This window comes from Fretibacterium fastidiosum, from assembly GCF_000210715.1.
Classification (GTDB): domain Bacteria; phylum Synergistota; class Synergistia; order Synergistales; family Aminobacteriaceae; genus Fretibacterium; species Fretibacterium fastidiosum.
In genome coordinates this window covers 1704173-1705971 of the sequence record NC_021038.1, presented here as the reverse complement: position 1 = coordinate 1705971, position 1799 = coordinate 1704173, and the positions used below count along the sequence as shown (strand labels likewise).

The following is a 1799-nucleotide window of genomic DNA, read 5'->3' as shown; positions in this document are numbered from 1 at the left end:
GTTTCCGGGCTTCCCGCGGGTGCGCATCTTGTGCATGGCCAGGATGATCTCCGCGATGTCCAGCTTGTCCATCACGCCGGCGATCTTGGCAGGCGTCAGGCCCTGCATGACCTTCGTGCACTCCGTGCGCGGGACGTTGATGTCCACCAGCATGTGGGCGATCTCCTGCTCGCTCATGGCCATGGCCTTGGGGGCCATGGCGAGGTCGATCGCGTAGTCCGCCACGAACTGCTCGTTCATGTTGAAGTCCTCGCGGCGCACCCCGTCCATCTCCACGACCTTGCCGTTCTCGATCTTGATGGAGGGCTTGGGGTCGTTGGGGCTGCCCATGGCGTAGAGGCCGACGTCAACCCACTCGCCGATGAATCCATCCTTGTGGACCGGCCGGTTTTCGAGGACTTCAAACCGCTTGTTGCGTTTTGTCTTCGGCAAAACAGTTCACCTCCACGTACTCGCGCCCTGACGCGCTAAATGTAGGAGACCGAAGCGGACTTCGGCTCCGACCCCATGGCGCCCAGGAGCTTCAGCCCCACGTCGCGCGCGGCGCGGATGGCCTGGCGCACGGCGCCGGAGTCGCCCGTGATCGAGATGAACGCCTCGTTCGTGTAGGACGTCTTGGACGGGGAGGCGTAGGAGAGGACCTCCACCTCGGCCGCCTTCACCGCCGTATCGCAGATGACGACGCCGATGCCCGCCGGAGCGCCCAGCACAAGCCCGTAGGCCTTGCCGAGGGGGCCGCCCAGGCCCTTGTTCACGGCGTAGCTGGCGCGCGCGGTGTACTGCAGCTCGAGGTACCCCACCTCGTTGCCCCACACGTCGCCGAAGTAGTTCTGGACGTTGGAGAGCGCCACCTCGACGGCCCTGCGGGCGTCCGAAACGTCCTCTGCGCCCAGCAGGATGAGGCAGCCGTGGCCCGCGCCGCCCTCGGTGTCACGCGGCAGCTCGATGGAGAGCACCTCGGTATTCGTGGCCTTGACCGCCTCGTCCGTCGCCATGATCTGAGGGCCGGCGCCGACGCGGTCGGAGATGATGCCGATGGAGCGGTACTTCGGGTCGAGCCCCATGACCTGGTGCAGGATGGGGTCCACGTTGGCGATGACCGCGCCCATGGTGTGGCCCTGGGCCGTGCCGACGAACTCCGTCACCCCGATGTTGGCGAAGCAGGGCTCCACGCCGGCCGACGCCTTCTCAGCTCCAGGGGCCGCGGGAGCGGGGGTGTCGCCCAGCCTCTTCATCACTGCATCCATAACCTGATTTACCATGTCCTTATCCATAACTCACCCCTCCTTAAAATCGAGAACCGTGCATTATCCCGCTCGAGAGGGGACTACTCCCCGGACTTGGGAAGAAGCTTTTCCGTGTCGGAGTGGGGTCTTGGGATCACGTGGACCGACACGACCTCGCCAACGCGCTTCGCCGCAGCCGCGCCGGCGTCGACGGCGGCCTTCACCGCGCCCACGTCGCCGCGGACCATGACGGTCACGTAGGCGGAGCCGATCTTCTCGTACCCGATCAGGTGGACGTTCGCCGCCTTCACCATGGCGTCTGCGGCCTCGATGGCCCCAACCAAACCGCGGGTTTCGATCATTCCAAGAGCTTCACCGTTCATAAACTACCGCACCTCCTCAAAGTATTTGTTGATGCAATCCCTGAGAGCCTCCACGCCCTCCCCCGTCACGGAGGAGACCATAAATACCTCCCTGGCGCCAGCCTGAATCAGCATCCGCCTGGCATGGTCCAGGCTTTTGGGGTCCGCGATGTCCGCCTTCGTCACGACGCCGATGGCGTGGGCCCTGAGG

Annotated in this window: 4 protein-coding genes; all 4 read right to left on the bottom strand. The window is 64.9% G+C overall.

Translation table 11 applies throughout. The features are described 5' to 3' along the window. Positions 1-432 (bottom strand): propanediol/glycerol family dehydratase large subunit (locus tag SY1_RS07865; protein WP_243440633.1); only part of this gene is annotated, 432 nt, incomplete at its 3' end. Between the two features lie 35 nt (positions 433-467). After that, positions 468-1274: a propanediol utilization microcompartment protein PduB gene (gene pduB / locus SY1_RS07860; RefSeq protein ID WP_015556706.1), complete on the bottom strand. Its 807-nt coding sequence runs from the start codon at positions 1272-1274 to the stop codon at positions 468-470. A gap of 53 nt (positions 1275-1327) precedes the next feature. Next, entirely contained in the window at positions 1328-1609 is a 282-nt protein-coding gene (locus SY1_RS07855) for a BMC domain-containing protein (RefSeq protein WP_015556705.1), read from the bottom strand. Positions 1610-1612: 3 nt separating this feature from the next. Continuing rightward, positions 1613-1799, bottom strand: a 187-nt coding sequence (locus SY1_RS07850; RefSeq protein ID WP_279369731.1) for a EutP/PduV family microcompartment system protein, incomplete at its 5' end; no start/stop codon positions are given.